The 21,877-nt window shown below is 64.5% G+C and carries 22 protein-coding genes; 13 read left to right on the top strand and 9 right to left on the bottom strand.

The genetic code is table 11. The features are described 5' to 3' along the window. Entirely contained in the window at nucleotides 1-522 is a 522-nt protein-coding gene (locus tag MESOP_RS02305) for a GNAT family N-acetyltransferase (RefSeq protein ID WP_013891705.1), read from the bottom strand. Further along, nucleotides 512-1,063, bottom strand: a complete 552-nt coding sequence (gene hslV / locus MESOP_RS02300) for an ATP-dependent protease subunit HslV (protein ID WP_013891704.1) — start codon at nucleotides 1,061-1,063, stop codon at nucleotides 512-514. The genes MESOP_RS02305 and hslV overlap by 11 nt, the downstream gene beginning before the upstream one ends. 227 nt (nucleotides 1,064-1,290) lie before the next feature. Between hslV and hisB the strand changes: the two genes are divergently transcribed. The 8 genes from hisB (at nucleotide 1,291) to coaA (ending at nucleotide 6,871) form a co-directional block, all read left to right on the top strand. Beyond that, nucleotides 1,291-1,890, top strand: a complete 600-nt coding sequence (gene hisB, locus MESOP_RS02295; protein WP_013891703.1) for an imidazoleglycerol-phosphate dehydratase HisB — start codon at nucleotides 1,291-1,293, stop codon at nucleotides 1,888-1,890. Between the two features lie 4 nt (nucleotides 1,891-1,894). Beyond that, complete coding sequence (locus MESOP_RS02290) at nucleotides 1,895-2,371, top strand: DUF2628 domain-containing protein (protein WP_013891702.1); 477 nt, start codon at nucleotides 1,895-1,897, stop codon at nucleotides 2,369-2,371. A gap of 1 nt (nucleotide 2,372) precedes the next feature. Further along, nucleotides 2,373-3,023: an imidazole glycerol phosphate synthase subunit HisH gene (hisH, locus tag MESOP_RS02285; protein ID WP_013891701.1), complete on the top strand. Its 651-nt coding sequence runs from the start codon at nucleotides 2,373-2,375 to the stop codon at nucleotides 3,021-3,023. 58 nt (nucleotides 3,024-3,081) lie between these two features. After that, a complete protein-coding gene (hisA, locus tag MESOP_RS02280) occupies nucleotides 3,082-3,831 on the top strand; it encodes a 1-(5-phosphoribosyl)-5-[(5-phosphoribosylamino)methylideneamino]imidazole-4-carboxamide isomerase (protein WP_013891700.1) in 750 nt (249 codons plus the stop codon). After that, nucleotides 3,828-4,664, top strand: coding sequence for an arginase family protein (locus MESOP_RS02275; RefSeq protein WP_013891699.1), 837 nt, complete (start codon nucleotides 3,828-3,830; stop codon nucleotides 4,662-4,664). Before hisA ends, MESOP_RS02275 begins: the two co-directional genes overlap by 4 nt. Next, a complete protein-coding gene (gene hisF, locus MESOP_RS02270) occupies nucleotides 4,664-5,455 on the top strand; it encodes an imidazole glycerol phosphate synthase subunit HisF (RefSeq protein WP_013891698.1) in 792 nt (263 codons plus the stop codon). The genes MESOP_RS02275 and hisF overlap by 1 nt, the downstream gene beginning before the upstream one ends. 108 nt (nucleotides 5,456-5,563) lie before the next feature. Further along, nucleotides 5,564-5,887, top strand: a complete 324-nt coding sequence (locus MESOP_RS02265; protein ID WP_013891697.1) for a phosphoribosyl-ATP diphosphatase — start codon at nucleotides 5,564-5,566, stop codon at nucleotides 5,885-5,887. A 24-nt stretch (nucleotides 5,888-5,911) separates the two neighbouring features. After that, nucleotides 5,912-6,871 carry a type I pantothenate kinase gene (coaA, locus tag MESOP_RS02260; protein WP_013891696.1) on the top strand — a complete coding sequence of 320 codons (960 nt, stop codon included), beginning with the start codon at nucleotides 5,912-5,914 and terminating at the stop codon, nucleotides 6,869-6,871. Between the two features lie 82 nt (nucleotides 6,872-6,953). On the opposite strand, the gene MESOP_RS02255 is transcribed toward coaA, so the two are convergent. The 4 genes from MESOP_RS02255 to MESOP_RS02240 form a co-directional block, all read right to left on the bottom strand. Continuing rightward, nucleotides 6,954-8,495, bottom strand: a complete 1,542-nt coding sequence (locus MESOP_RS02255; RefSeq protein WP_013891695.1) for a DegQ family serine endoprotease — start codon at nucleotides 8,493-8,495, stop codon at nucleotides 6,954-6,956. A gap of 196 nt (nucleotides 8,496-8,691) precedes the next feature. Beyond that, nucleotides 8,692-9,408 (bottom strand): MBL fold metallo-hydrolase, encoded by a 717-nt coding sequence (locus MESOP_RS02250; protein ID WP_013891694.1) that lies wholly within the window; start codon nucleotides 9,406-9,408, stop codon nucleotides 8,692-8,694. Beyond that, nucleotides 9,408-10,574: a diphosphate--fructose-6-phosphate 1-phosphotransferase gene (locus MESOP_RS02245; RefSeq protein WP_013891693.1), complete on the bottom strand. Its 1,167-nt coding sequence runs from the start codon at nucleotides 10,572-10,574 to the stop codon at nucleotides 9,408-9,410. Before MESOP_RS02245 ends, MESOP_RS02250 begins: the two co-directional genes overlap by 1 nt. A 174-nt stretch (nucleotides 10,575-10,748) precedes the next feature. Then, complete coding sequence (locus tag MESOP_RS02240; RefSeq protein ID WP_013891692.1) at nucleotides 10,749-11,519, bottom strand: L,D-transpeptidase; 771 nt, start codon at nucleotides 11,517-11,519, stop codon at nucleotides 10,749-10,751. 364 nt (nucleotides 11,520-11,883) lie between these two features. Between MESOP_RS02240 and MESOP_RS02235 the strand changes: the two genes are divergently transcribed. Beyond that, nucleotides 11,884-12,507 (top strand): LysE family translocator, encoded by a 624-nt coding sequence (locus MESOP_RS02235; RefSeq protein ID WP_013891691.1) that lies wholly within the window; start codon nucleotides 11,884-11,886, stop codon nucleotides 12,505-12,507. A 72-nt stretch (nucleotides 12,508-12,579) separates the two neighbouring features. On the opposite strand, the gene MESOP_RS02230 is transcribed toward MESOP_RS02235, so the two are convergent. Next, nucleotides 12,580-15,369 carry an autotransporter family protein gene (locus MESOP_RS02230; protein WP_013891690.1) on the bottom strand — a complete coding sequence of 930 codons (2,790 nt, stop codon included), beginning with the start codon at nucleotides 15,367-15,369 and terminating at the stop codon, nucleotides 12,580-12,582. Nucleotides 15,370-15,594: 225 nt separating this feature from the next. On the opposite strand from MESOP_RS02230, the gene MESOP_RS02225 reads away from it, so the two are divergent. Next, nucleotides 15,595-16,917 (top strand): tetratricopeptide repeat protein, encoded by a 1,323-nt coding sequence (locus MESOP_RS02225; protein ID WP_013891689.1) that lies wholly within the window; start codon nucleotides 15,595-15,597, stop codon nucleotides 16,915-16,917. A gap of 81 nt (nucleotides 16,918-16,998) precedes the next feature. Beyond that, nucleotides 16,999-18,453 (top strand): xylulokinase, encoded by a 1,455-nt coding sequence (xylB, locus tag MESOP_RS02220; RefSeq protein ID WP_013891688.1) that lies wholly within the window; start codon nucleotides 16,999-17,001, stop codon nucleotides 18,451-18,453. Nucleotides 18,454-18,650: 197 nt separating this feature from the next. Here xylB and MESOP_RS02215 read toward each other — a convergent pair whose 3' ends face one another. Beyond that, nucleotides 18,651-19,013, bottom strand: coding sequence for a nuclear transport factor 2 family protein (locus tag MESOP_RS02215; protein ID WP_013891687.1), 363 nt, complete (start codon nucleotides 19,011-19,013; stop codon nucleotides 18,651-18,653). Nucleotides 19,014-19,137: 124 nt separating this feature from the next. Here MESOP_RS02215 and xylA point away from each other — a divergent pair, with 124 nt between their 5' ends. Together xylA and MESOP_RS02205 are read left to right on the top strand one after the other, a co-directional pair. Further along, complete coding sequence (xylA, locus tag MESOP_RS02210; protein WP_013891686.1) at nucleotides 19,138-20,463, top strand: xylose isomerase; 1,326 nt, start codon at nucleotides 19,138-19,140, stop codon at nucleotides 20,461-20,463. A 203-nt stretch (nucleotides 20,464-20,666) separates the two neighbouring features. Continuing rightward, the gene (locus tag MESOP_RS02205) at nucleotides 20,667-20,870 is read left to right on the top strand and encodes a hypothetical protein (protein WP_013891685.1); all 204 of its coding nucleotides are present in this window, start codon (nucleotides 20,667-20,669) and stop codon (nucleotides 20,868-20,870) included. Nucleotides 20,871-20,886: 16 nt separating this feature from the next. On the opposite strand, the gene MESOP_RS02200 is transcribed toward MESOP_RS02205, so the two are convergent. After that, nucleotides 20,887-21,867: a GlxA family transcriptional regulator gene (locus MESOP_RS02200; RefSeq protein ID WP_013891684.1), complete on the bottom strand. Its 981-nt coding sequence runs from the start codon at nucleotides 21,865-21,867 to the stop codon at nucleotides 20,887-20,889. Between the last annotated feature and the right edge of the window lie 10 nt (nucleotides 21,868-21,877).

The raw sequence follows: 21,877 nt of genomic DNA, 5'->3' as shown, positions 1-21,877 counted from the left end.
TTATTCCCCCTCTTGTTCATCGTCGGCATCGATCGCCATCAGCACGGCGTCGCCATAGACCGATTGCCTGCGATCAATGGCCCGGAATCCGGCTCTTTCATAGGCCCGGATGGCCCTGAGATTGGCCGGATCGGGGTCGATGATGACGCGCGGCACACCTTCCTCGAACAATTGCTCGACGAACTGGCGCACGATCGCCGAGCCATGGCCGAGGCCGACCAGTTCCGGCCGGCCGATCGACACGTCGATGCCGAGCGTGCCGAACGGCTGGTCGGCATAGGGATGATCGTCTTCCAGATGCGGGTCGTAGCTCTGCAGATAGGCGATCGGAATGCCGTCGAGTTCGACGATCAGCGGCTCGACGGAAATACTGTCGATGTGCTCGCGGATCTCGGCGATTTCGGTCTCCGGATCGTCCCACCATTGCGCGACATGCGGCTCGGCGAGCCAGCCGGCGATCATCGGCAGATCTTTCTCCGTCACCGGCCGAAAATCATAGAGCACGCCTGATTCAGCCGGCATCGAGCGTTTCGACGACGAAATTGTTGTTGGTGTAGACGCAGATATCGGATGCGATCTGCATCGCCTTGCGGGCGATCTCCTCGGCATCCTTGTCGGTGTCCATCAGCGCGCGTGCGGCGGCCAGTGCATAATTGCCGCCCGAACCAATGGCCATGACGCCATGTTCGGGTTCGAGCACGTCGCCGGTGCCGGTCAGTGCCAGCGAGACCGACTTGTCGGCAACCAGCATCATGGCCTCCAGCCGGCGCAGATAGCGGTCGGTGCGCCAGTCCTTGGCAAGCTCGACGCAGGCGCGCGTCAGCTGGTCGGGATATTGTTCGAGCTTGGCTTCCAGCCGCTCCAGCAGGGTGAAGGCGTCGGCGGTGGCGCCGGCGAAACCCGCAATCACATTGCCGCCCTTGCCGATGCGGCGGACTTTGCGGGCATTGCCCTTCATGATGGTCTGGCCAAGGCTGACCTGGCCGTCGCCGGCGATCACTACCTTGTTGCCCTTGCGCACCGTCACGATGGTCGTGGCGTGCATGGTCAGATTATCAGACATTTTTAGCTCCGATTCGCGCGATCCCAAAAGGCGATTGGCGCGGTACGAGTGATTTTATCGGCCATATGTATGCATGGGACCAATGATTGCAAACGGCTGGATAGCGGCGGGGATCGCAACTGGCAATCGCCGGATCATGCTGATAGAAGGCTTTCGTTTTCAAGCCCGCGAGCGCTTGAGGCCCGTGAACCGGTCACCATGTGAACCAATGGGACAAGGATACAGCAATGGCGCCCCGTTCCGCCGAAGCCAACCGCAAGACCAGGGAAACCGACATCTCGGTGTCGGTCCATGTCGACGGTTCGGGAAAATCCGATATCGCCACCGGCGTCGGCTTCTTCGACCATATGCTGGACCAGCTTTCTCGCCATTCGCTGATCGACATGACGGTCAAGGCCAAGGGCGATCTGCACATCGACGACCACCACACCGTCGAGGATACCGGCATCGCGCTTGGCCAAGCCTTGACCAAGGCGCTGGGTGAGCGGCGCGGCATCATGCGCTATGCCTCGATCGACCTTGCCATGGACGAGACGCTGACGCGCGCGGCGATCGACGTCTCCGGCCGTCCCTTCCTGGTCTGGAACGTTTCCTTCTCGTCGCCGAAGATCGGCACCTTCGACACCGAACTGGTGCGTGAATTCTTCCAGGCGCTGGCGCAGAACGCCGGCATCACGCTGCATGTCATCAACCACTATGGCGCCAACAACCATCATATCGCCGAGACCTGCTTCAAGGCGGTGGCGCGCGCGCTGCGCGCCGCACTGGAACGCGATCCGCGCCAGCCGGACGCGGTTCCCTCCACCAAGGGATCTTTGAAGGGATAGCGTCATGGCCAGCTATGTCGTGATGGAACCACCCGGCCGCAGCGAGAGAGCCGGCGCAACGGTCTTTGTCCGTGACGGCTTCACCTGGCTTGGCCTGCTGGTGCCGCCACTATGGTTCGCCTGGCATCGGCTGTGGATCGAGGCGGCGCTGACCTTCGTCGTCATGGGCCTGCTTTCGATGCTTGGTGAGAAGCTCGGCCTTGGCCTTGCCGGTTCACTGCTGTCGCTGCTCGTCTCGCTCTATGTCGGCCTGGAAGGGCAGGGGCTGCGCATCGCTGCGCTCCGCCGCCGCGGCTGGCATGAATGGGGCGTGGTCCAGGCCGGCTGGCTGGATGATGCCGACGTCCGCTATGCGCTGGAAGCCGAGGCGCATGCGGACGAAGCCGTAGCTGCACCGCGCATGGTTCCGGATGCCGCCTTGGCGCGCCCGGCGCAGCCGGGCATGGCGCTGGGACTGACCCACATTCCGGGACGGCGCTGACATGCGGGTAGCAATTATCGATTATGGTTCGGGCAATCTGCGCTCAGCCACCAAGGCATTCGAGCGCGCCGCGCGCGAAACCGGCATATCCGCGGAAATCGATCTGACGGCCGATGCCGAGCGGGTGCGCACCGCCGACCGCATCGTCCTGCCGGGCGTCGGCGCCTATGCCGACTGCGCGGCCGGTTTGCGCGCCGTCGAGGGCATGTGGGAAGCGGTCGAGGACGTCGCCATTGCCAGGGGCCGACCTTTCCTCGGCATCTGCGTCGGCATGCAGCTGATGTCGCAGCGCGGTCTCGAAAAGACCGTCACCAACGGCTTTGGCTGGATTGCCGGCGACGTCAAGGAGATCACGCCGGCCGATCCGGCGCTGAAGATCCCGCAGATCGGCTGGAACACCATCGAGCTGAGGCGACAGCACCCGCTGTTTTCAGGCATTCCCACCGGGCCAGAAGGGTTGCACGCCTATTTCGTCCATTCCTACCATCTCGATGCGCGCAAGGCGGACGAGGTCCTGGCGGTCGCCGACTACGGCGGTCCGGTGACGGCCGCCGTCGCCCGCGACAATCTCGCCGGCACGCAGTTCCATCCCGAGAAGAGCCAGGCGCTCGGCCTGGCGCTGATCACCAACTTCCTGCGTTGGAGGCCCTGACGAGCATGAGCAAACTTGCCGCCTCATCAGGTCATTTCGTCATCGTCGAGGCGCCTAGATGATCCTTTTTCCTGCCATCGACCTCAAGGACGGCAAATGCGTGCGCCTGAAGCACGGCGATATGGCCACCGCGACCATCTACAACGATGATCCGGCCGCACAGGCGCGAGCCTTCGAGGAACAAGGCTTCGAGTGGCTGCACGTCGTCGACCTCAACGGCGCCTTCAAGGGCCAGAGCGTGAATAGTGCCGCCGTCGGCGCCATTCTCAAGGCGACGAAGAACCCGGTACAGCTTGGCGGCGGCATCCGCACACTGGAGCAGATCGAGGATTGGCTCGCCCGCGGCCTCGCCCGCGTCATCCTTGGCACGGTGGCCGTGCGCGATCCCGATCTGGTCAGGCAGGCCTGCAAGGCTTTCCCGGGCAAGGTCGCCGTCGGCATCGACGCCAAGGGCGGCAAGGTCGCCGTCGAAGGCTGGGCCGAGGCGTCGAGCCTCGGCGTCATCGAGCTGGCCAGGAAATTCGAAGGCGCCGGCGTCGCCGCCATCATCTACACCGACATCGACCGCGACGGCGTGCTGACCGGCATCAACTGGGACGCCACCATCGACCTCGCCGAGGCGGTTTCGATCCCGGTCATCGCTTCGGGTGGCCTCGCCTCGATCGCCGACATCGTACGCATGACCATGCCGGACGCGCAAAAACTGGAAGGCGCCATTTCGGGCCGCGCGCTCTATGACGGCCGCATCGATCCGACCGAGGCGCTGGCGATCCTGCGGGGCAAGCCGGCAATGGAGGCGCGGTCGTGAAGCTCACCATCATCCTGGCCTCCTATGACAGCGGCCATTATCATGGCGGCATGGGCCAGGGCCCCGATGCGCTGATCGCAGGCGGCCTCGTCGACGCCCTGACCATGGCCGGCCACGACGTGACCGTGGAGGATATCGGCAGGGTCGGCGATGCCCAGGAACGCGAGATCGCCACCGGCTTTGCCGTCTGCAATGCCGTCTCAGGCGAGGTTCGCATTGCCATCGACAGGGGCCGGTTCCCCATTGTGCTGGCCGGAAATTGCCTGACATCAGCCGGTGCGGTCGCAGGCGAGGGTGCCGATGCGATCATCTGGGCAGACCAGCATGGCGATCTCAACACGCCCGAGACATCCACATACGGCTTTCTCGACGGCATGGCGCTGGCGACGGTGCTCGGCCTTTGCTGGCGTCCGATGGCGGGCGCCATTCCGGGCTTCAAGCCGATCGATCCCTCGCGCTGCGTGCTCGTCAACGCGCGCGATCTCGATCCGGACGAGGAAAAACTTGTCGAGACGCTGCCGATCATCCGCACGGAATGCCCCGGCGTGGCACAAGCGACGGCAAAGCTGAAGGCTGCCGGCGCCGAACGCGTGCACATGCATCTCGATCTCGACGTGCACGATCCCGAGGAGCTGCAGGCCAACCGCTACGTTACCCCCGGCGGGCCGGACCCGGAACAATTGCGCGACGCGGCTTGCGCCATCGCGCTTGCCGTGCCGGTCGTCGGCATCACCGTTTCCGCTTACGATCCGGCCTTCGACGCCCAGGCCGACGTGCCGCCGCTGGTCGGCCAGCTGCTCAACGATCTTATCGCCACGATAGAGGGCCGCTGATGCTGAAAGCCCGCGTCATCCCTTGCCTCGACGTCAAGAACGGCCGTGTCGTCAAGGGCGTCAACTTCGTCGATCTCATCGATGCCGGCGATCCGGTCGAGGCGGCCAAGGCCTATGACGCGGCCGGCGCCGACGAGCTTTGTTTTCTCGACATCACCGCTTCGTCGGACAATCGCGAGACCATTTTCGACGTCGTCGCCCGCACCGCCGAGCAATGCTTCATGCCGTTGACCGTCGGCGGCGGCGTGCGCCAGGTCGCCGACATCCGGAAATTGCTGCTGGCCGGTGCCGACAAGGTGTCGATCAACACGGCAGCGGTGACGAACCCGGATTTCGTCGCCGAGGCCGCCGACAAGTTCGGCAATCAATGCATCGTCGTCGCCATCGACGCCAAGAAAGTGTCGGGCGACGGCGAAGCCGACCGCTGGGAGATCTTCACCCATGGCGGGCGCGAGAAGACCGGCATCGACGCGGTCGAATTCGCCCGTAAAATGGTCGATCGCGGCGCCGGCGAGATCCTTTTGACCTCGATGGACCGCGACGGCACCAAGGCCGGCTACGACATCGCGCTCACCCGCGCGGTCGCCGACGCGGTGCGCGCGCCGGTTATCGCTTCGGGCGGCGTCGGCACGCTCGATCACATGGTCGAAGGCATCCGCGACGGCCATGCCGGCGCCGTGCTGGCGGCGTCCATCTTCCATTTCGGCACCTACACCATAGCCCAGGCCAAGGCGCACATGGCCGCGGCCGGGCTGCCGATGCGGCTGGACTCCTCGGGCGATCGGTCCTAGAGCAATTCGGAATTGCGTAAAAACAAAGAGATAGAGCGGTTCGCCGTTTCCGTGAAACGGTGAAATGCTCTAGAGGCTTTCCGGCTAAGAAAAGGGGCCTCAGGCGCCATGGCTGAATTTTCGCTGTCCGATCTGGAAAAAATCGTCCACGAGCGCGCCCATTCCGGTGACCCCGACTCGTGGACGGCGAAACTGTTCGCCCGCGGCATCGACAAGGCGGCGCAGAAGCTCGGCGAAGAGGCGGTCGAGACGGTGATTGCCGCCGTCAAGGGCGACAAGCAGGGCCTCGTTTCCGAAAGTGCCGATCTTATATATCATTGGCTCGTCGTTCTCGGCCTCTCGGGTGTTCCGTTGAGCGACGTGCTCAAGGAGCTCGAAAGCCGCACCGGGCGTTCGGGCATCGCCGAGAAGGCGTCACGGCCCAAGGGCTGATCGCGAGGAAGGGCAGGTATCTCGATGGATCAGCTCGCGCCAACCGAGAAATATTCCCCGTTTCGTTTCTTCTCCGCCGAGCAATGGTCGCAATTCCGCGCCGACACGCCGCTGACGCTGAGCGAGGACGAGTTCCGCCGCCTGCGTTCGCTGAACGACCCGGTCGACCTCGCGGAGGTCTCGCGCATCTATCTGTCGCTGTCGCGGCTGCTGTCCGCCCATGTCGAGGCGAGCCAGCTTCTGTTCCGGCAGCGCCAGGCTTTCTTCAACGCCGTCGATATCGTCAAGACGCCGTTCATCATCGGCATTGCCGGCTCCGTCGCGGTCGGCAAATCGACCACGGCGCGCGTGCTGAAGGAGCTTCTGGCCCGCTGGCCGTCGAGCCCCAAGGTCGACCTCATCACCACCGACGGTTTTCTGCTGCCCAACGAGGTGCTGCGCCGCGAAAACCTGATGGAACGCAAGGGCTTCCCCGACAGCTACGATGTCGGCGCGCTGCTGCGCTTCCTCTCCGGCATCAAGTCGGCGCTGCCCGATGTCCGTGCGCCTGTTTATTCGCACCTGACCTATGACGTCATTCCCGGCGAGTTCGTCACCATCGACCGGCCGGATATCCTGATCTTCGAAGGCATCAACGTGCTGCAGCCGGGCAAGCTGCCGCAGGACGGCAAGATCGTGCCCTTCCTGTCGGACTTCTTCGACTTCGCCATCTACATCGACGCCGACGAGAAGCTGATCCACGAGTGGTATATTTCTCGCTTCATGCGGCTGCGCGAGACCGCTTTCCGCAATCCGGACTCCTTCTTCCACCGCTATTCCCAGCTCTCGGAGGATTCGGCGCGGGCCATCGCCGAAGGCCTGTGGACCAACATCAACCTGAAGAATTTGCGCGAGAACATCCTGCCGACGCGTGCCCGCGCCGACCTCATCCTGCGCAAGGGCGCCGACCACCTGGTCGAGGAAGTGGCGTTGCGCAAACTGTAGCTGGCGGTGGCCGCAAGGCTGGAATGCATGGCGGCTCGTCGTCGACAAGCCGCCACGCCGTTATTCAGGCCAGCATCACGTCTCAGCCATTGGCGAACGGCACGGCGACATAGATCTGGCTGCCGCCGCGTTCGACCAGCAACAGCACCGACTTGCGCCCTGATTTGCCTGCCTGGGCAACCGCCTGGGTCACCTGTTTGGCGCTCTTCACCGGAACCTGGTTGACGGCGACGATGATGTCGCCCGGCTGGATGCCGGCAGCGGCCGCTGCCTTGTCGGGATTGACGCGCGCAACCACCGCGCCGCGCTCGTTGTCGGCGAGGTTCATCTGCTGGCGAATGTCGGGCGTGATGTCCATCAGGCCGAGGCCGAGCGCTGGCGCACCGGAGCCCTGCTCGGCGCCCGGCGCGCCGGAGCCGCCGGTCGATGCCGTCTTCGCATCGTCGCTGTTGCGTCCGACATCGACTGAGATCTTCATGGCCTTGCCCTTGCGCCAGACGTCGAGCGTTTCCCTGGTGCCAGGGGCGACGTCAGCGACGGCCCGCGACAGATCCTTGGGATCCTTCACGTCCTGCCCGGCGAAGCCGGTGATAACGTCGCCGGTTTCGACGCCGGCAAGGGCCGCCGGGGAGCCGTCATTGACCTGGGAAACCAGCGCGCCGCCGGGATGATCGAGCCCCATGGCGCTGGCAACGTCCGGCGTCACCGGCTGGATATCGACGCCGAGATAGCCGTACTGGATGGAGCCGCCCTTCTCCAGCTTGGCGACCACCTTCTGGGCCTGGTCGGAGGGAATGGCGAAGCCGACGCCGACGCTGCCGCCATTGGGCGAATAGATCGCCGTGTTGATGCCGATGACATTGCCGTTCACATCCACCAGCGGACCGCCGGAATTGCCATGGTTGATCGGCGCGTCGATCTGGATGAAGTCGTCGAACGGCCCGCTGTGCAGGTCGCGGCCGCGCGCCGAGACGATGCCCGCGCTAACCGTGGTGCCGATGCCGAACGGATTGCCGATCGCCAGCACCTGGTCGCCGGTCATCAACCTGTCGGAATCGCCCCATTTGACCGTCGGCAAGGGCTTGCTGGCCTTGATCTTGAGCACGGCGAGATCGTTCTTGGCATCGCTGCCGACGACCTTGGCCGGGAGCTCCGTGCCGTCGTCGAGCGTCACCTTGATCGAGGAGGCGCCGTCGACGACATGGTTGTTGGTGACGATGGTGCCGTCGGCACCGACGATGAAGCCGGAGCCCAGGGCCTCGGTTCGCGGCGCCTGCTGTTGTGGCGGGGTCCTGGGCATGGGCATGCCCTGGTCGCCGAAGAACTGCCGGAAATAGTCGTCGAACGGGGAATTGTCCTGGAAGGGCGACGCCTCGTTCATGGCTTCCGGTTGTGCCTTCATGACCGTCGTTACCGTCACGACGGCCGGTTTGGTCGCGGCCACGACCGGCGCGAACGAACCGTTCGGCGCCGATATTCCGGGTACCGGGGTCTGGGTGGTCGCGACGATCTTGGCGATGCCGTTCGTGTTCTGGGCGAATGAAACGACAACAGGGGAGATAATCAGCGCGGCGCCCAGCAGGGCGGCGACGCGATGTCTTCGAAGGATGCCTAGAGGTGACATGGTCGTTCTGTCCGGGCGAGAGTTGATCCGGCGCCGCGAGCGTGCCTGGGCAGCGCCCCTCGGCGCGTCGAGGACCGGGAGTGCCTGTCTCGCCGTACATGGCGTCCGGCCGGATCGACAACCAACTATCTAGGGCGCGGATCGGTCCGATTTAGGGTTTTTGACCGACCTTACGAAGATTTAATTCAGCGAGCGCTCACAGACCGGCATGCGAGCGCAGATAGGCCGTTGCAATCGCACGCATGCGCTCGCCGTCGAAGCTTGGGCCGTGGCCGCCATGGCCGATGCGGATCGGCAGGTCGAGCAGGCGCCGCATGGTGCCGATATAGGCGGCGCGGTCGGAATCCGGCAGGCTGTCGATCAGCGTGTCGTCGTAGATGGCGTCGCCGCTGAAGAACAGGCCGTCGGCCTCGTCGAACAGCGCGATCGAATCCGGCGAATGCCCGGGCAGGTGCAACACTCGGAATTGCCGGTCGCCGAGATCGATCACGTCGCCTTCGTCGAGGGTCCGCGTCAGCGGCGCCGACGGGATCTTGTAGTCGGCGGTTTTCCAGCCCGGCTCGGGCAGTTTCGAAACGGCGCCTTCGAGATCGTGGAACATGTAAGCGTAGGTCGCCGCCTCATCCATGCTTTCGAATTGCGCCGCACTCATCCTGGGTCCCGCTCGCCATGGAAATTCGTGCAGCGAGCCGACATGGTCGAGATGGATATGGGTGGCGACGACCAGCAGCGGCTTTCCACGGGGCGTTTCGATCTCCGGCGCCAGCGGACGGATGCCCATGCCGGTGTCGACTAACAGGTCGGCATCGCGCCCATGCAGGTGCCAGATGTTGGCGCGCACATAGTCATGCACGAACGGCTCGGTCAGCATCGTCGTCCTGTCGTCGACGATGCTCCTGCTGAACCATTCCATCAGACGAACGGCTTCCCGACCTTGTACTTTTCCGGCACCAGCCGCTTGAGGTAGGCCATACCGGCCTCGGACAGCTGGTTGACGTCGGGCTGCATGAAATTGTCGGGCATGTGGCGGGTCTTGCCGGCGACGTTCTTCAGCGGCACCTTCTTCAGCACCGTTTTAGCGCCGTCATACTGCAGCGCCACCGAGCCGCCGCCTTGTTCGGCGACGGAGACGGCGAAGGCGCCGGCATCGAAGGCCTCTTGCGCGTCGACGGCGCTGATGGCGCCGACATAGCCGCGCGGCATGTAGCCGAGTGCATCGACCCGGGCGCGCTTGCCCGGCAGGCCTTCGGCCAGAGCCCGCTCGAGCGCCGCCGGCAGGTCGCTGCCCGACAGCTTGACGTTGCCATGCGCGTCACGCTCGAGCTTGTTCGGCGGCACCAGGCTTTCGACCAGCGCCTTGCCGTCGGCGGTGCTGACGCCTTCCGACACGGCGACGATGCAGCGTTTGTGGCGGTCTAGCGTGGCGCGCACGTCATCGATGAAGCCGGCGGCCGAGAATGGCCGTTCCGGCACGTAGACCAGATGCGGGCCGCTACCGGGATCGAGCTGCCAGGCGGCGGCGGCCGCGGTCAGGAAGCCTGCATGCCGGCCCATGACGATGCCGACATAGATGCCGGGCAGCGCGCGGAAATCCAGATCGACGGACAGGAAGGCGCCGGCGACGAACTCGGCGGCCGAGATGAACCCCGGCGTGTGGTCGTTTTCCTCGAGGTCATTGTCGATGGTTTTCGGCGCATGGACGAAAGCGATGCTGCCGCCGGCCGCATCGGTCAGGATTTGCTGCGTCCCCGATGTGTCGTTGCCGCCAATATAGATGAAGGCGTCGGCGCCGGCCTTCTTCAGGCCGTTGAGGATGATTTCGCAATAGGCGGCATCCGGCTTGTCGCGCGTCGAGCCCAGTGCAGCGCTTGGCGTTCCGGCGATCAGCCGCAGGCGGTCTTCGGGAATGGCCGAGAGGTCGACATAGTTGCCATCACGAATGCCGCGCACGCCGTGGATGGAGCCCAGCACCTTGGCGCCCGGATGCCGCTTGCGGATCTCCAGCGTCGCACCGACCACCGTTTGGTTGATGACGGCGGTCGGGCCGCCACCCTGCGCGATGACAAAAGTTCCGGTCATTCCTGGCGTCTCCCGAAGCGATGATTTTCAAGGCACCTTGGCCTGTCTTTCCGCATCGCGCAACGGGAGAGTCCGGGGCAGGGCCCCGAACCGAAGGACCGCGTAACCGAAAAGCGGACCGGTTTCGGAGAAGGTCCCGCTCAAAAATAGGACGGCCGCAAGCGGCGGCCACGATCACATGACGACGACCGGGTTTTTCTTCGAAACGCGGCTGTAGAGGTCGATGATGTCCTGGTTGATCAGGCGCACGCAGCCAGACGACATCGCCTGGCCGATGCTCCACCATTCGGGCGAGCCGTGGATGCGATAGCCGGTGTCCTTGCCGTCCTGGTAGATGTAGAGCGCACGCGCCCCGAGCGGATTGGTCAGGCCGCCGGGCTGGCCGCCCTGCCATTTCACCAGTTCCGGCTTGCGCTGGATCATCTCGGGCGGCGGCGTCCAGGTCGGCCATTCCCTGCCATACTGGATGTTTGCGCGGCCGGACCAGCGGAAGCCGTCCTTGCCGATGCCGACGCCGTAGCGGATGGCATCGCCTCCCGGCTGGACGAGGTAGAGCATGCGCTCCTTGAGATGTACGACGATGGTGCCGGGCGCCTCGCCTGTGGTGTCGACGACGATCTGGCGGCGGAATTCCGGCTTGACCTTCAGGTACGGCACTTCAGGCACGTTGAAGCCGTTGTCGGTCAAGGCGGCGTACATGACATCGGCGCCGGTGATGTTCTTGTCGACGCTGATCGCAGGCCGCATCGGCGGCACCGAGCCGGTGACCGTATTGTCGAGTTGGAGCACCGGCATACCGCCGTCCCCGGAAGTCGAGCAGCCGGCGGCGCTGAGCAGCGCCAGCGCGCCTGCCCCGGTCAGGACGGCGCGGCGGGAAAGATGAAGATCGATATCGACTGCGCCGCCGTTTCGTGGCGGCGTCGGACCTTGCGGCAACTCACGCATGTACCCAAACCCTACGCTGTCGGCGGGAAGCACGGTCCGGCCGGATAGCGGGCATTTTCGTCATTCATGGTTGATAAAGCGTGAACGCCTTGTGTCGCCTGCGTTTGCGCGTTCCCCTGACGCCGTTCGGCTGTCCGCAATGAACGCCAACCGGGAGGCTCCTCAATAAAATCACCTCGGCCGGGTGTCTCCTGGCCGATATCGTGAGCGCGCTGAGCGGCGCGAACCGACGACGAACTGCCGCCGGCGCACTGACAGCGTGGCAATTCCCAAGAGAGCGATTTGCGTAAAACAAAAATCAGGCCTCTTTACATTCTCCCAGGGCTCAGGATTTATCCTTCTCTTTAACCCTAGGGAGACAAGCATGTCCTTCGAAAACTGGGCCGCTTTCGCCGCCGCGTCGAGCATCCTCCTCATCATTCCGGGTCCGACGATCCTGCTGGTGGTGTCCTATGCGCTAGGCCAGGGCTGGCGCACCGCCTTGCCGATGGCGGTCGGCGTGGCGCTCGGCGATTTCACCGCCATGACACTGTCGATGCTGGGCATTGGCGCCCTGCTTGCGGCCTCGGCGACCATCTTCACCGTCCTGAAGCTGATCGGCGCCGGCTATCTGATCTATCTCGGCGTAAAGCTGTTCCGCGCCGGCGGCGCGCTAAGGGCCGAGCCGCGCACCGATGCAGTGTCGGCGGCCAAGATGATGGCGCATACCTGGCTGGTCACCGCTCTCAACCCGAAAAGCATCACCTTCTTCGTCGCCTTCCTGCCGCAGTTCCTCGACCGGCATGCCAATTTCTGGACGCAGATGCTGGTCTTCGAGACGACCTTCCTGGCGCTCGCCTTCGCCAACGCCTTTGGTTATGCGCTGGTCGCGGCGCGCGCCCGCAATGTCGTGCGCAATCCCAAGGCGATCCGCATCTTCAACCGCACCGGCGGCACGCTGCTGGTCGGCGCCGGCATCGCCACGGTGGCGATGCGCTCGGGCAATTGAGGCAAGGTAAGTTCAAGGAGTCGCGGCACCGCGAGCCCCGAAGGGACGCGCGGTGCTGCCGGGTCACAGGCGTTACCATTTGACGCTGAAGCCGAGATTGCCCTCGAGGATGCGGCGCTTGTCGCCGCCGAGATTGGTGGTGTAGTCGCCGGTAGCGAAGATGCTGACCTTGTCGTTCACCTTGGCCACAACGCCGCCGCCGAATTCGAACGAGGTCGATCGGCCCTCGGTCGCGATATCGGTGGTGTCGAAGCTGACGGTGTCGGTGCCGCCGAAATCGTGCCAGAAATTGGCTTTGAGATAAGGCTGCACGGCCAAGCCGTTGATCGTTGTCTCGCCTTGCAGCCTCGCGCCCAGCCGGCCGGTGACGCTGCTGTCGGTGCCGAACGAAACCGACGAGAAGCGGTCCTCGGTATCGTCCAGCGACAAATGCTGCCAGACCAGTTGCGCCTGCGGCTCAAGCGTCCAGCCCTGTCCCAGCGCTATGGGATAGCCGCCTTCCAGCGAGGCCGTGACACCGGTGCCATCGACATCGATGCCGACGCCGCGCGACGACGTCGCGTCGCCACCGAAGAACGTGGCCATCAGGACGCCGTCGAGGTACCAGCCGCCCTGGCCGATGCGGGTCCAGTAACCACCGACACTGGTGCCGTTGACGTCGAGCTTGCCGACCGACAGATCGTTTTGTCCCAGCGCCTGGCCGCTCACGTCGCCCTTCATGCTGCCATAGGCGACGAACAGGCCGGCGCGATGGATTCCACCTGAAGCGGTCTCGCGTCCGAACACGTCGAAGCCTGCCTGAAGCCCGAACAGCGTGCCGTCGAAGGAGGGCGACACCGTTCCCGACCAGCCCATCTTGGCGTCCTGGCCGAAAATGCGGCCCCAGGCGGGCGACATCTCCGTATCCGACAGCAGGCTCTGTTCGCCGCGCCGCTCGTGGAAGGTGCCGAGTGTCGTCATCGCCAGATGTTCGGCCACCGGCGGCAAGGCCGAATAGACCGGCACCTCGATGCGATAGAGCAGGATCTGCTCACCCGGTGCCGGGGTTGGCAGGTCAGGCACGACGGTAGGCACAACAGGGGGGGGCGGCGGTGGATCCGCGGGCGGTGCCGGTGGTGGTGGCGGCGGCGACTCGGGTTTCGGGTCAGCGGCCTGCACCGGCGGCGTCGGGTCGACCGGCGGGTTGTTGATGTCGCCCTCGGTCGGCACAGGCACCGGTGGCAGATTCGACGGCGGTGGCGGTGGAGGCTCGGCCGCGGGCGGTTCGGGTTGGAGATTTGGCGCGGGTTCCAGCGCAGACGGCGCCGCCGCCGGCGATGTCGGCGTTATCAGCGTCGAGCGCAGATACCAGTTTTCCCCGCTACCGGCGCTGACGCCGCCCTTGAACAGATAATATTCGAAGGCGCCTGCCGCGACCGGCGCGTCGAGGGCAAAGGCACTGGCGCTGGATGTGGCACCGTTGATCGCCTGGACGACCATGATGCCGTCCGCGGTGGTCTCGGCGCCTGCGCCGCCGACATTGATCACCCCGATGCCGGTCGAGCCGGACGCCGTTCCTCCCGACAGGATCAGCCTGTCGGAAGCGGACGTGTCATCGCCAAGTTCGGTCTGGATGAGCAGCAGCCCGCCGAGTCCGGTATAGTTGCCTGATATCGTCAGCTGGTCGGTGGCGCCGGTTGTGCCGTTGGTCAGGTCGATACGGCCGGCATTGACGACATTGGCCAACTGGCCGGATGTGAAGGCTTGGATCGCCGAGTTGAAGCCGCCGCCATAGAGCGTGCTTGCCTGATCGACATTGAGCGATCCGGTGCCCGTGCCGCTGTCGCCGAGCACGAGATTGCCGTCCAACATCAATTGGGTGTCGTTGGTGGCGTTGATCGTCTCCCAGTTCTGGACCCTGGCGATCCCCTCCAGCTTGACGTTGTCGAAGGTGAGCGTGTCGGTGCCTGCACCGGCCGTGATCGCCTTGGTGTCGCCGAGATTGCCATTGGTGAGGTTGCTGAGCTTGGCGGTATCGTTGTCGCCGCCCAGATCGACGGAACCATAGATGATGCCGCCGCCGTTCCACACGAAATTGTCGGAACCAACACTCATCAGCACATCGCCGCCGACCGTGCCGCCGGTAACCGTCACGCTGTCGGCGCCGCCGCTGACACTGATGTTGCCGCCGATTATGCCGCCCGACAGGATGATGGTGTCCTTGTCGAAACCGGTGACAAGGTTGCGGTCGATGATGCCGCCTGACATGTTGAAATAGTTCTGGTCGAGCTTCATGTTGACACGGCCGATGCGCCCGCCGGTCATCACGGCACGATCGCCGTCGTCGAAGAAATCGACGATGCGCCCACCGGTCATGGTGAACGTGTCCAGCCCGTCGCCCTGGTTGAGCGAGCCGATCAGGCCGTCGCTCATGTTGAAGTCGTCGATGCCGGCGCCCTGCTGCACATTGCCGGCGACAGTGCCGGCGCCAATGGTGAAGAAATCCGTGCCGTCGCCCTGGTCGACCGTGCCGGTGATGGTGCCGGACTGCATGTTGATGCGGTCCGTACCGATGCCGAAGGTGACATTGCCCGATATCTGCCCGGTTCCACCGGCGGGGAAGTTCAGCGTGTTGTTGCCATCGGTATCGGTGAGGCTTCCGCCCGAATCGCCGCTATCGCAGGTGTAGACGGTATTCCCCGCGGTTGGGCCCAGCATGCATGCCGCGAAGGCCGCGGAATTGGGCAGCAACGTCAGTGCTGTAGTTGCAAGAAAGCTAATAAGCCGTGGGTTGGTTCGTTTCGGCCCTTGCTGCAACAAAGCAACCGATTCGCTGGGGCACTCCGAACGACAGTTCGGAAGCTGTATTTCACTATGCCGCATCGCGTCCCCTCTCAGATCGCGATTTCAAGCCCGCCGCCGCGCCGCAATGAAGACACAATTCGTTCGATTTTACAAAGCCTAATCTGCACCGCATGGTTGATGAACTGCAAAAACTACTGGAACGGACCTGCGCGACATGCGGTTGGCGCGCCCGTGGCCCATGCGTTAAGATCGCTTTGGACCGAGGGGCAGCGTCCCCATGACGGTCCGATCGAGGGATTTCGCATGGCGATCAGGGATGGATTTGGCCTGGCATTTTCGGGCGCTACGGAAGCCGGGCTCACGCCTTACAGCCAGGCGGTGCGCGAATTGCAGTGCTTCATCGGCGATCCCGTAGCCTCGGTCGACCGCGCTATCGCGGAAAATCCCGGTTTCGTCATGGCCCATGTCTTCAAGGGCTATCTGTTTGGCCTTGCCACCGAGCAGGAGGCGACGGCGGTGGCCAGGGCCTGCCACGAGGCGGCACTGCCGCTTGCCGCGACAACACGCGAGCAGGCGCATGTCCTGGCCCTCGGCCACCTCGCCAACGGGCGCTGGCATGATGCCGCCGGCATTCTCGAGGACATCGCCATCGACTTCCCGCTCGACGCCGTGGCATTGCAGGTCGGTCACCAGGTCGACTTCTTCACCGGCAATGCCCGCATGCTGCGCGACCGCATCGCCCGCGCCCTGCCATCGTGGCAAAGCGGCATGCCCGGCTACCATGCCGTCCTCGGCATGCAGGCGTTCGGGCTGGAGGAGATGGGCGACTATGGCAGGGCCGAAAGGCTCGGCCGCGCGGCGGTCGAGATCGAGCCGCGCGACGGCTGGGCGCAGCACGCGGTTGCCCATGTCATGGAAATGCAAAGCCGGCAAAGGGACGGCATTGCCTGGATGCGCGCCGATCCCGAGGCGTGGACGCGGGAAAGCTTCCTGCAGGTGCACAATTGGTGGCACCTGGCGCTGTTTCACTACGATCTCGGCGAGACCGACGAGGTGCTGGCGCTCTATGACGGGCCGATCTACGGCACGCCGTCGGCAATGGCGCTGAACATGGTCGATGCGTCGGCGATCCTGTGGCGGCTTTATCTCGGCGGCGTCGATGTCGGCGATCGCTGGGCCGCGCTCGCCGCCAACTGGCCCAAGGTCGGCGCCGGCAACTATGCCTTCAACGACGCACACGCGATGATGGCTTCTGTCGGAGCCGGTCTCGACGCGGCAGCCCTTGGCTTGCTCGATGCGCAGCGCGAGGCCATGCATGGCAGCGACGACAATGCGGCTTTCACCCGCGATGTCGGCCATCCGCTGACGCGGGCGATCAAGGCATTCGGCGAGGGCAACTATACCGAGGCTATACGTTTGATCAGGCCGATCCGGGCGATCGCGCATCGTTTCGGCGGCAGCCACGCACAGCGCGACGTCATCGACCTGACGCTGATCGAAGCCGCCTTGCGAGCTGGTGACGCCGCGCTTGCCAGGGCGCTCACGGCCGAGCGTTCGGCGGCACGCCCGGACAGTCCGCTGTCGGTGCTGTTTTCGCGACGCGCCGCCGATTTGTCGGAGAATTGACCCGAAGCGGATCTTGCCTTAAAAACTGGCTCGGCCAGATTTTTTCGAGATCCGAAAAAAATAATGGCATGGGAGGATAACATGTATCTCGGCCTCGACCTGGGCACGTCGGGCGTCAAGGCGCTGCTGATCGATGCCGGACAATCCGTCATCGGCTCCGGCCATGGTTCGCTTGACGTCTCGCGGCCGCATCCCGGCTGGTCCGAACAGGATCCGTCGCACTGGATACGCGCCTGCGAAGAGGCGATCGCCGAACTGAAAGCTTCCCATCCCCGCCAGTTCGCGGCGGTGAAAGGCATCGGCCTGTCGGGCCAGATGCATGGCGCGACCTTGCTCGATGCGGCTGACGGGGTGCTACGCCCCTGCATCCTGTGGAACGACACGCGCAGTCATGTCGAGGCGGCAGCGCTGGACGCCGATCCGCGTTTCCGCGCACTCACCGGCAACATCGTCTTTCCTGGCTTCACCGCGCCGAAGCTCGCCTGGGTGAAGAACAACGAGCCCGCGGTCTTCGCCAAAGTGGCCAAGGTGCTGCTGCCGAAGGATTTCCTGCGGCTTTGGCTGACCGGCGAACACATTTCGGAAATGTCTGATGCGGCCGGCACGGCCTGGCTCGATGTCGGCAAGCGCCGCTGGTCCGGGGATCTGCTCGCCGCCACGTCGCTCGACGAGACGCAGATGCCGTCCCTTGTCGAGGGCACCGGGAAGGCCGGCGGATTGCGCGCCGAATTGGCGTCGAAATGGGGCGTCGAGGCGGGCATCCCGGTTGCCGGCGGCGCCGGCGACAATGCGGCTTCGGCCTGCGGCATGGGCACGGTCGGTGCCGGCCATGCCTTTGTTTCACTGGGCACGTCGGGCGTGCTGTTTGCCGCCAACGCATCCTATCTGCCCAACCCGGCAAGCGCGGTCCATACTTTCTGCCACGCGCTGCCCAACACCTGGCATCAGATGGGCGTGATCCTGTCGGCGACCGATTCGCTCAACTGGCTATCGGAGATCACGGGCAAGGGCGCGGGCGAGCTGACAACGGAACTCGGCGATGCGTTGAAAGCGCCGAGCGGCGTGTCGTTCCTGCCCTACCTTTCGGGCGAGCGCACACCGCACAATGATTCCGCCATTCGCGGCTCCTTCACCGGGCTGGCGCATGAATCGAGCCGTGCGGTGCTGACCCAGGCGGTGCTCGAAGGCGTCGCCTTTGCCTTCCGCGACAGTCTCGAAGCCCTGAAGACAGCCGGTACCGTGCTGACGCGCGCGACGGCGATCGGCGGCGGTTCGCGCTCGCGCTACTGGCTGAAGGCGATCGCCACCGCGCTGCAGCTGCCGGTGGATATTCCCGCCGACGGCGATTTCGGCGCCGCCTTTGGCGCCGCCAGGCTCGGCCTGATCGCGGCGACCGGCGCGGATCCGCTGGCGGTGTGCACGGCGCCGAAGACGGACGCCACGATCGAACCGGATGCAGCACTTGGCGGAGCATATGCTGACGCCTATCAGCGCTACCGGGCGCTGTATCCGGCGATCAGGGCCGTAACCGCGTGAGTCAGTGCGAGGCGCCCTCCTCTGCCCTGCCGGGCATCTCCCCCTCAAGGGGGGAGATCGGCAGCTTTGGCGGCTTTGCTCGTCTTGCAAGGTTGATAATTAGCGAAGGCGGGAAAGACAGCCAATCTCCCCCCCTGAGGGGGAGATGGCCGGCAGGCCGGAGGGGGGCGCCTCGCACCTGCCTTACCCAGAAACCCTCACTGCGCCGGCACCTTGTCGAGGAAGCCGGTAATGCTCTTCAGGCGTCCGTTCTCGATAATGCCGATATCCGTGCCTTCGATGACCGAAGGGACACCCTCCGGGCCAAGGTTCCAGGAGAAGCGGATCTTGTCGGCAAACCCGTCCGGCGTGCCCTTCAGCGAGAACCGGAAGCCGGCAAAGCGCTGCTGCACGCCGTCGATCAGGGCTGCGACGCCTTCGTGTCCGTCGCCCTGCATGATCGGATCGCGATAGCTGACGTCTTCGGTGAAGGTGGCCTTCAGCAATTCGGCGCGGCGGCTGGCATCGCTTTCGTTCCAGGCGGTGATGTAGCCCTCGGCGATTGTGTTGAGGTCGGTCATGGTCTGTCTCCTTTGCTTGACGGCTTTGACATGAGCCTTTTCGACCACCGCGGACCCGAAACCAATTACGCCTGAGGTAATCAAGGCGAATTACCCGAGACCTATTCGAGAGAGGACAGAAATCATGAGCAGCGGATTTTTCGGCGACATCCAGAAGATCAAATACGAGGGACCGGATTCGACCAATCCGCTGGCCTATCGGTTCTACAACCCTGATGAGGTGGTGGCGGGCAAGCGGCTGGAAGACCATTTGCGCTTCGCCGTCGCCTACTGGCATTCCTTCGCCTGGCCGGGCGGCGATCCGTTCGGCGGCCAGACTTTCGACCGCCCGTGGTTCCCCAAGGCCGGTGGCGTCGACACGATGGAACTGGCCAAGCTGAAGGCGGACGTCGCCTTCGAGATGTTCTCGCTGCTCGGTGCGCCCTATTTCTGCTTCCACGACGCCGATGTGCGGCCCGAGGGCAAGGATTTCTCCGAGAGCGCCGCCCGGCTGGACGAAATCGCCGATTATTTCGCGGGCAAGATGAAGCAGAGCGGCGTCAAGCTTTTGTGGGGCACGGCGAACCTGTTTTCCAACCGCCGCTTCATGTCGGGCGCCGCCACCAATCCCGATCCGGATGTGTTCGCCTACGCGGCGGCGACGGTGAAAAGCTGCATCGACGTCACCAAGCGGCTGAAGGGCGAGAACTACGTGCTGTGGGGCGGCCGCGAAGGCTATGAGACGCTGCTCAACACCGATCTTGCCCGCGAGCAGGAGCAGGCCGGCCGTTTCCTCAGCCTCGTCGTCGACTACAAGCACAAGATCGGCTTCAAGGGCACCATCCTGATCGAGCCGAAGCCGCAGGAGCCGACCAAGCACCAGTACGATTACGACGTCGCCACCGTTTACGGCTTCCTCAAGCGGTTCGGCCTGGAGAAGGAGGTCAAGCTCAACATCGAGCAGGGCCATGCCATCCTGGCCGGCCATTCCTTCGAGCACGAACTGGCGCTGGCCAATGCGCTCGGCGTGTTCGGCTCGATCGACATGAACCGCAACGACTACCAGTCGGGCTGGGACACCGACCAATTCCCCAACAATGTGCCGGAGATGGCGCTGGCCTATTATCAGGTCCTGCAGGCCGGCGGCTTCAAGACCGGCGGCACCAACTTCGATGCCAAGCTGCGCCGCCAGTCGCTCGACCCGCAGGATCTGCTGATCGGCCATATCGGCGGCATGGACGCCTGCGCACGCGGCCTGAAGGCCGCCGCCCGCATGGTCGAGGACAAGGCACTGTCCGCGCCGCTCGCCGAGCGCTATGCCGGCTGGAACAGTGCCGAGGCCAAGGCGATGCTGTCGGGCGAGCGCACGCTGGAGGATATCGCAGAGCGCGTGGTGAAGAAGAAGATTGAGCCGCAGCCGCGCTCCGGCCGCCAGGAACTGCTGGAAAATATCGTCAACCGCTACGTCTGAGATCGTTAGGCCGATTCGTATTGCTTGAGGGCGGCTGGATAACATTCCCGCCGCCCTGGAACGGGCTTGCGCCAACGCCCGTCCGTCGACAAGCTTTTGCCCCCAGACGCCGCTCAATGGCCTCGCTCTTGCCTTCAAACTGCCGTCACGTATCTCGTATAAGAATGACCTGTGGCGGGTGAAAAGGAAGGAGGCGAACCGATATGCAGCACGAACGCGAAATCGACGCCCTACTGGCATCCGGCGAGACCGGATCGATCATCGACCGGCTGATGGCGCTGCCGAGGCCGACCGACGACGTGAAGAACCAATGGGATCGCGCCGTCAGCAACCGTTTTGAGGTCCGGCTGGCAAGACAGATGCGCTCGCAGATCGACGCTGGCGGCGACCGTCAGAACGCCGCATAATCTCCCCGAACTGAAACTATCCTCGGCGCAGCCTGACCGGTGCTTCGCCGAAAGCTCTTGAAAACGCTCTGGAAAATGCCGCGGCGGACGAGAACCCTGTCCGCCCGGCAATATCCGCCATGGCCACCCGCGTGTCGACCACCAGCCGGCGCGCCGCAGCCAGCCGCAGCCTGAGATAATAGGCGCCCGGCGTCTCTCCGATCGATCTGCGAAAAATGCTTTCCAGCGTGCGCGCCGTCACCCCGGCGCGCTTGGCCACCGCTTCGATGGTCAGCGGCTGGTCGACATGCGATTCCATCAGCCGGATAGCCTGCGCCAGGCGCGGATCGTAGCCGTCGAGCCGGCCGAGCGAGACCAATGGCTGTGCGTCGGTCGCGGCACGGGCCTGGTCGTAGATGAAGACGCTGGCGACATCGAGCGCCACCGCCATGCCGAGCCGCGTGCGAATCAAATGCAGCATCAGGTCGAAGGTCGGCGAGGCGCCGCCCGAGGTGAACACCGGCCCGTCGATGACATAGCGGTCCGGGCGGACATCGACGCCGGGAAAGGCCGACGAGAAATCCTCCATGTCTTCCCAGTGGGTGGTGGCGCTGCGCCCCTCCAAAAGGCCGGCGCGGGCGACCAGCCAGGTGCCGGCCTCGACGCCGCCGCATGCGCGGGCCGCGCGAGCCGCTCGCCGCAGCCCTGACAGCAGCGCTGTCGTGGCATAATTCTGGGTGCCGAAACCGGCGACGACGACGAGAACGTCGGTTGGCGCGGCCGCGTCGAAGCGCCCGCTGACCGCCACCGGCAGCCCGCATGTGGTGACCGGAGCCTCGCCGGTCACCGAGACCAGCTTGAAATCGAACAGGGTCTCGCCGGAGATGCGGTTGGCGGCGCGCAGCGGATCGACGGCCGAGGCCACGCACATGATCGACGAGCCGGAAAACACCAGCAGCGTCACCTTGAGCGGCGAGCGCTCGGCGCGAAAGATCGTCGGTTTTTCGCTTTTGGTCATGGAAGCTTCG

The organism is Mesorhizobium opportunistum WSM2075 (assembly GCF_000176035.2).
In the GTDB taxonomy this organism is placed as follows: Bacteria; Pseudomonadota; Alphaproteobacteria; order Rhizobiales; family Rhizobiaceae; genus Mesorhizobium; species Mesorhizobium opportunistum.
Note: the sequence above shows the minus strand (reverse complement) of the source record. Positions and strands in the feature narration are given on the sequence as shown.